At 68.6% G+C, this 6,844-nt stretch carries 8 protein-coding genes, 1 pseudogene and 1 riboswitch; of the genes and pseudogenes, 3 read left to right on the top strand and 6 right to left on the bottom strand.

Annotation, left to right across the window (positions count from 1 at the left end; translation table 11 throughout):
* From A5713_RS08525 to A5713_RS08510, 4 genes are all read right to left on the bottom strand, one after another.
* Window positions 1–311, bottom strand: a 311-nt coding sequence (locus A5713_RS08525) for a transglycosylase family protein (RefSeq protein WP_197516341.1), incomplete at its 3' end; no start/stop codon positions are given.
* A 12-nt stretch (window positions 312–323) separates the two neighbouring features.
* Window positions 324–550, bottom strand: a riboswitch (cyclic di-AMP (ydaO/yuaA leader).
* A gap of 208 nt (window positions 551–758) precedes the next feature.
* Window positions 759–1,037, bottom strand: a complete 279-nt coding sequence (locus tag A5713_RS08520; protein ID WP_067925107.1) for a MoaD/ThiS family protein — start codon at window positions 1,035–1,037, stop codon at window positions 759–761.
* A gap of 4 nt (window positions 1,038–1,041) precedes the next feature.
* Window positions 1,042–2,118 (bottom strand): GTP 3',8-cyclase MoaA, encoded by a 1,077-nt coding sequence (gene moaA / locus A5713_RS08515; RefSeq protein ID WP_067925109.1) that lies wholly within the window; start codon window positions 2,116–2,118, stop codon window positions 1,042–1,044.
* Window positions 2,115–2,519 carry a YccF domain-containing protein gene (locus A5713_RS08510; RefSeq protein ID WP_068094578.1) on the bottom strand — a complete coding sequence of 135 codons (405 nt, stop codon included), beginning with the start codon at window positions 2,517–2,519 and terminating at the stop codon, window positions 2,115–2,117. The genes moaA and A5713_RS08510 overlap by 4 nt, the downstream gene beginning before the upstream one ends.
* Window positions 2,520–2,682: 163 nt before the next feature.
* Between A5713_RS08510 and A5713_RS08505 the strand changes: the two genes are divergently transcribed.
* Entirely contained in the window at window positions 2,683–3,096 is a 414-nt protein-coding gene (locus tag A5713_RS08505) for a cold-shock protein (protein ID WP_068094576.1), read from the top strand.
* Between the two features lie 71 nt (window positions 3,097–3,167).
* On the top strand, window positions 3,168–4,172 hold the full coding sequence (locus A5713_RS08500; protein WP_068094573.1) for a glutathione S-transferase family protein: 1,005 nt from the start codon (window positions 3,168–3,170) through the stop codon (window positions 4,170–4,172).
* Window positions 4,173–4,207: 35 nt separating this feature from the next.
* Here the strand turns inward: A5713_RS08500 and A5713_RS08495 are convergent, their stop codons facing one another.
* A complete protein-coding gene (locus A5713_RS08495; RefSeq protein WP_082972848.1) occupies window positions 4,208–4,699 on the bottom strand; it encodes a DUF2771 domain-containing protein in 492 nt (163 codons plus the stop codon).
* Window positions 4,696–6,546, bottom strand: coding sequence for an MFS transporter (locus tag A5713_RS08490; RefSeq protein ID WP_231980288.1), 1,851 nt, complete (start codon window positions 6,544–6,546; stop codon window positions 4,696–4,698). Before A5713_RS08490 ends, A5713_RS08495 begins: the two co-directional genes overlap by 4 nt.
* Window positions 6,547–6,643: 97 nt before the next feature.
* On the opposite strand from A5713_RS08490, the pseudogene A5713_RS29115 reads away from it, so the two are divergent.
* Window positions 6,644–6,844, top strand: a pseudogene (locus A5713_RS29115) (MFS transporter); the annotation flags it as partial.

Genomic DNA, 6,844 nt, shown 5'->3' with positions numbered 1-6,844 from the left:
GCCAATACGCGCTCCGCGACGGCGATCTGCTGTTCCTTGGTGGCCAATTCCGCCGACGGGGCGTACTGTCCGCCGCCGTGCGCCGCCCACGTGCTGGAGCTGAACTGCACGCCACCGTGGTAACCGTTGCCGGTGTTGATCGCCCAGTTGCCGCCGGATTCGCAGCGGGCTACCTGGTCCCATTCGCCGTCGGTGGCCGCGGCCGCCTGGCCGGCGAGGGCGATGCTGCCGCCACCGAGGACCGCGCCGGTGACGGCGATCTTGGCGACGCTGATGTTTGACGTGCTGGGCTTACGGTGACGTCCACTCATAGGCCGTAAAAATTCCTCTCTCGTCACGCGCCTGCGAGGTCAGCTGTCGGGTTCGGGTTGGAGAGGCCACCCGGCCGTCATCGAATTCAGCGAGCATCCGCTGTGAAACGACGTCGGCTTCACCCCAAGGGGCCGCATGCGGCCCCGATCCGATCACGGTGAACCGGTGGGTCCCCCGTCTCCATCCATGTTGGTCGGTGGGCCCCTGCCTATTGGATGGAGCTCGGCGCGATAGGAGGGGAGGTTCACCAATTCGATTGTCTTGGCGAGCCTTCGGAGAAAGGTAGCGGTTTCTGTTGGTCCCGTCACGTTCTGCGCAACCGGGCGTTTCCCTCTCGGCCATCTGCGAAAACGTCCGCACCATGTGGCATTCGCGCAGGTCATAGCACCCGATATCGGAGCGTGATTACCCCGTTATCGTTCCGTTACGTGAGATATTTCACAGTTTCAGCCGCCGGCGAAGGGGGGTAGAACGTCGATCGTGTTTCCGGTGCGTAACGGTGCGGTCTCGTCGCGGACGGCGACCCCGTCGCACAGGTAGGAACACCTGTCCAACACCGTGGCGAGGCGGGAGCCCCGCACGGCGAGGCGCTCGACCAGCTCGGCCACCGTGGTGCCGGGGCGCACCACCACCGTCTCCGACTCGGCCCCCGCCGCCGCCCGCGCGGCCGCGAAGTAGCGCACCGTCACCTGAATCCCGTCTTGCTGGACGGACGCTTGACCCATGGGGCTAGCCACCGATCGCGCTCATCGGACGGTCGGGCTGGATGAAGCTCGGATCGTTGATGCCGTGACCCGCGGGCTTGCCCCACATCGCGATCCGCCACGCCGTTTCGATCGCGTCGTCGGAGGCGCCGGTGCGCAGCAGGGTCCGAAGATCGGTCTCCTCGGCGGAAAACAGGCAGCTGCGGACTTGGCCATCGGCCGTCAGGCGGGTGCGATCACAGGCCGAACAGAAAGCGTGGGAGACCGACGCGATGACACCGAACTTGCCGCTCGGCGTCCCCGGGCCGGTGTCGACCAGCCAGAGCTCGGCGGGCGCCGACCCGCGCGGCGCCGGGTCGGGACGTAGCCGGAAGTGGGGCCGCAGCGTGTCAAGCACGTCGTCGGCGCTCAATGCGGCGCCACGGCGCCATTGGTGCCCGGCGTCCAGTGGCATCTGCTCGATGACCCGCAACTGGTGGCCGCGCTCGAGGCAGAACCGCAGCAATTCGACGACGTCCTCCCGCCCGGTGACGGGGTCGAGGACGGCGTTCACCTTCACCGGCGTCAGGCCGGCGTCATGGGCGGCCGCCAGGCCGGCGAGCACGTCCTCGAGTCGGTCCCGGCGGGTGATCGCCGCGAAGTGCTCGCGATCGACGCTGTCCATCGACACATTGACCCGGTTCAGGCCCGCCCGTGCGAGGCCCGCGGCCCGTCGCGCCAGCCCGACGCCATTGGTGGTCAGCGAGATCTCCGGGCGCGGCCGCAGGCCGGCCGCCGCGGCGACCACCTCTTCGAGGTGCCGCGCCAACAGGGGCTCGCCGCCGGTGAACCGCACGCTGGTGACGCCCAGCCGGGTGACGGCGATGTGCATCAGCCGCGCCAGCTCGTCGGGCCGCAACAGCTGCTCGCCGGGCAGCCAATCCAGCCCCTCGGCCGGCATGCAGTAGTTGCACCGCAGGTTGCAGCGGTCGGTCAGCGAGACGCGCAGATCGGTGGCGACTCGGCCGTAGGTGTCCACCAACGGACCCGTGGTCGGCGCGTCCGCGGCGGTGCCGTCGGCACGGCCCGGCACCCTCGGGAGACCCAGCGCGGTGAGCGTCATGCGGCCACCGCCGGGTAGTGAAACGGTGAACTGACCGGAACGATCTCCTTGCCCAGGGGCATCAACGACACCGGGATCAGCTTGAGGTTGGCCAGCGCCAGTGGAATGCCGACGATGGTGATCGCCATCGCCAGCGCACTGAGCAGGTGGCCGATCGCCAGCCAGATCCCGAACAACAGCACCCAGATGACGTTCCCGATGAGGGCACCCGTCCCGGCGGTCGGCTTGTCGACGATGGTGCGGCCGAACGGCCACAACGCGTAGGAGGCGATGCGCAGAGACGCAAAACCGAACGGGATGGTGATGATGAGCACGAAGCTGAGGAGCGCCGCGGCCAGATACCCGACGGCCATCCACAGGCCGCCGAACACGAGCCAGATGATGTTCAGGATCAGGCGCATATCTCCTCCACCGTTGACGCCCAGCCTACCGAGTGGGGGAGAACGGGGGTGCTCGCCAGGGAAGCGTCCGAGTAGGATCTACAGACCAAACGGCGTCCTGCGCAGGCGGGACGCTTATTCTGTTGGCCATTCTATTGATCCGTTAGACAAGCAGGTGAGACCAGTGCCGACCGGCAAGGTTAAGTGGTACGACGCCGACAAGGGGTTTGGCTTCCTGTCGCAGGAGGACGGCGAAGACGTGTACGTCCGCTCGTCGGCGTTGCCCGCTGGGGTCGAGGCGCTCAAAGCGGGCCAGCGTGTGGAGTTCGGCATCGCCTCCGGGCGGCGCGGCCCCCAGGCGCTGAGCCTCAAGCTGATTGAGCCGCCGCCCAGCCTCACCAAGGCTCAGGGCCGCCGCGAGGTGCCCGCCGAGCACAAGCACAGCCCCGACGAACTGCACGGCATGGTCGAGGACATGATCACGCTGCTGGAGGGCGCCGTACAGCCCGAGTTGCGCAAGGGTCGCTATCCGGACCGTAAGACGGCCCGACGGGTGTCCGAGGTCGTTCGGGCCGTCGCCCGCGAGCTCGACGCCTAGCTTCTCGCGCACGCCCGGCGGCGACCGTCGGGGACGACCGGCAGTCGCCGGCCTGGGGCAGAATTGTCCCCATGGCCGCCTACGTCGCCGGAAAAGGTGACTTCAACCGCGACACCAACTACATCACCACCCGGGTCACCGCCGACGGACGCGACGGGTATCCGGTGGAGCCCGGCCGGTACCGGCTCATCGTCGCCCGCGCTTGCCCGTGGGCGAACCGCGCCATCATCGTCCGCCGCTTGCTCGGCTTGGAAAGCGCTCTCTCCATTGGGTTTTGCGGACCCACCCACGACGAACGCAGCTGGACGTTCGACCTCGATCCCGGCGGCGTCGACCCCGTGCTGCAAATCCCGCGGCTACAGGACGCGTACTTCAAGCGCTTCCCCGACTATCCGAAGGGCATCACCGTTCCGGCGATCGTCGACATCCCGTCCGGCGCGGTGGTCACCAACGACTTCGCACAGATCACGCTGGATTTCTCGACGGAATGGACCGCCTACCACCGCGACGGCGCACCGGAGCTCTACCCCGAGCGGCTGCGCGACGAGATCGACGAGGTGAACAAGCGCGTCTACACCGAGATCAACAACGGCGTGTACCGATGCGGCTTCGCCGGATCGCAAGAGGCCTACGACGCGGCCTACGACCGGCTGTTCGCCGCGCTGGATTGGGTGAGCGACCGCCTGACCGGCCAGCGATATCTGGTGGGCGACACCATAACCGAGGCCGACGTGCGGTTGTTCACCACGCTGGCCCGGTTTGATCCGGTCTATCACGGACATTTCAAGTGCAACCGCAGCAAGCTGAGCGAGCTGCCGGTGTTGTGGGCGTATGCGCGCGACCTGTTCCAGACGCCGGGGTTCGGTGACACCGTCGACTTCGTCCAGATCAAGCAGCACTATTACATCGTGCACGCCGACATCAACCCCACCGGCATTGTGCCCAAGGGGCCGGACCTGACGGGCTGGCTGTCTCCGCATGGCCGGGATTCCTTGGGCGGCAGGCCATTCGGCGATGGGACCCCGCCCGGGCCGCCGGTCGAAGGGGAGCGGGTGCCCGCCGGGCACGGGGCCTGATCAACTCGACGCTCGGCGACCAGGGCCGGTCAGGGTCACGAATACGTCAGTCGCACTGACCATTCCGCGTGCGGGACATCGCGCAGTTCGCCGGCTGGGTCCATCACCAGCGTCAGCAACTGCACGACGATCCCGACTACGCGCCCACGGTGTGGGTCGACAGGGGGGACGGTGACCGCGAACCGGGTGTTCGGGCGAAAGATGGTGCTGGTGGTGTTGGTCGGGTCCTCGTACACCTGCAAGAGCCGCCACGGCGCCCGGTAGATCGCGTCGGGCACCGAGAGCTGTACGGGATAGCGCTCGCTGACCTTCAGTTCGCCCTGGGTTTGCGGGGTGTCACAGTCGTCGAGGTTGAGCACGTTGCAGTACAGATAGGGCCCCACCCTGGCGAGGTGGCCGTGCGAATAGGCGCTGATCTCCGGGCGCTGCGGACCCGATGGGTGCACCAGCAGCCAGGTGCCGACGCCGACGGCCGCACACAACACAGTCATAACGCCGGCGAGCAGCACGGCCACACCGCGTTTCACTCGGGCACCACCGCCGGGCTGCCGCGCCGCGCGCCCTCCTGCTCGACCATGACGGGCCGGTTGCCGCCGAGCCCGGGGATCAGCGAATTCCCTTGAAAGCTGACGAGTGTCTGCGCCAACCCGAGGATGAGCAGCGCCGTGACGACGGTGAAGCCGATCCACAGCTCGGTGTAGACCAAGACGCCCACCGCGCCACCCAGCACCCAGGCCAGCTGCAGGGTCGACTCCGAACGCCCGAATCCCGAGGCCCGCGACTCCTCGGGCAAGTCGTTCTGCAACGAGGCGTCCAGCGAGGCCTTTGCGATCGCGCTGGAGCCCGACGTGACCAGGGTGGCGAGCACGGCCGCCGCCAGGGTGCCCGCCACCGAGGCCGCCAGCGCGACCGCCGAGACCGCCAGCGTGCAGCGCACCACCAACACGGCCGGCCGGCCCAGTTGCAGGCGCGCGGCCGCGAAGTTGCCGGCGAAATTACCGATGCCGGCCGCCGCGCCGATCATCCCGAGCATGCCCAGCTGGACCCAGCCGTTGGCCTGGTGCGCCTTGGCGACAAACGCCGGGTACAAGAACAGGAAGCCGACCATGACCTTGATGGTGCAGTTGCCCCACAATGACGTAATGATGTTGCGGCCCAGCGGTTGTCGCAGCGTCCCGCCGACCTTTTTGACCTCGTCGGGCCAGCGTCGCCGTTGCGGCTCGCTGTCCTGGCGGTAGCTCAGGGTGGCCGGCACCTCGCCCGCCGTCACCTCGACCCAGCGCGGGATCCGCATGGACAGCAAGGCGCCCGTGACGGTGACCGCGATGACGACGAACAGCGCGCCGGGCAACTTGAACAGGTGAGTGCAGGCGAACTCGACGCCGGCCGCGACGGCACCGCCGGCGATGGTGCCGCCGAGGAGGCCGAAGACGGTCAGCCGGGAGTTCACCCGCACCAGGTCGATCGTCGGCGGCATGACCCGCGGGGTCACCGCGCTGCGCAGCACGCTGAACGATTTGGAGAACACCATCATGGCCAGCGCGCAAGGGTAGAGCACCCACGACGGGTAGCTGCCGGTGGCACCGTCGTAGTTCATGATCAGCACCAGCGCCAACGCGGTGCGCAGGGCGAACGACGCGGCGAGTGCGACGCGCCGGCCGTGCTGCAGCCGGTCCAGCGCCGGGCCGATGAGCGGCGCGATGACCGCGAACGGCGCGATGGTGATCAGCAGATACAACGCGACCCGGCCCTTGCTCTCCCCGGTGGCCGCCGCGAAGAACAGCGTGTTTGCCAGCGCCACCGCCATCGCGGCGTCCACCGCGAAGTTGGCCACCACCGGCCACGTCAACGCGGTCAGACCGGACTTGTCGGCGCCGTCGGCGGTGGCGGCGCGTTGCACCATCCAGTACATCCGCGAACCCATCTCACGGCTGCGCAGCGCGGCGGCGCGGGTGACGGTGATCCGCTCACCGGTCGGCGTACCGCGCGGCGGTGTGCTGTCGCGGCGCTCCGGCTCAGGCTGCTCGCCGATGGGCGGCAGGTAGCGATTGGCGCTCGGCATCGGCGGTGGCCGGCGTGGTCGGCGGTGATCGCCCTCATCGGCGGGGTAGTTGGCCGTGCCCGGATGCTGGTGGGCGGCGACGACGACGGCCCACTGCCAGCCCTGATAGCCGTGCAGATGCGCAAGAAACCGGTGGGTGGCCGCGGCGGGGTCCTCGTAGCTGACGCCCAGGTAGTCGCCGACGGCGTCGGCCCCGCTGAACTCCACGGCCGCAGCCCTGGCCTGGTCCACCGCGCCCGTAAGCACGGCCGCCAACCCCTCGGGCCACTCGGCCACGGTCGCCACGGCGGATTCCTCGATGGGCCCCGTCACGCTGTCCCCTTCCTGCATTGCGTTTCCAATACTAGGTTGGCGAGCCACGCCCCGTTACCTGCAGACGCATGTCGTCGGCATGAGGGAGAATCAGGACGTGTCTGGACGGCGGCGTGACGATCAGGGCCGCGTGGCCTCGAATCCGGGTCGTCGGCCTCGCAACGGGGCCGCCCACCAGCATCCGGGCACGGCCAACTACCCCGCCGATGAGGGCGATCACCGCCGACCACGCCGGCCACCGCCGATGCCGAGCGCCAATCGCTACCTGCCGCCCATCGGCGAGCAGCCTGAGCCGGAG

The organism is Mycobacterium sp. E2497, from assembly GCF_001668695.1.
Classification (GTDB): domain Bacteria; phylum Actinomycetota; class Actinomycetes; order Mycobacteriales; family Mycobacteriaceae; genus Mycobacterium.
Note: the sequence above shows the minus strand (reverse complement) of the source record. Positions and strands in the feature narration are given on the sequence as shown.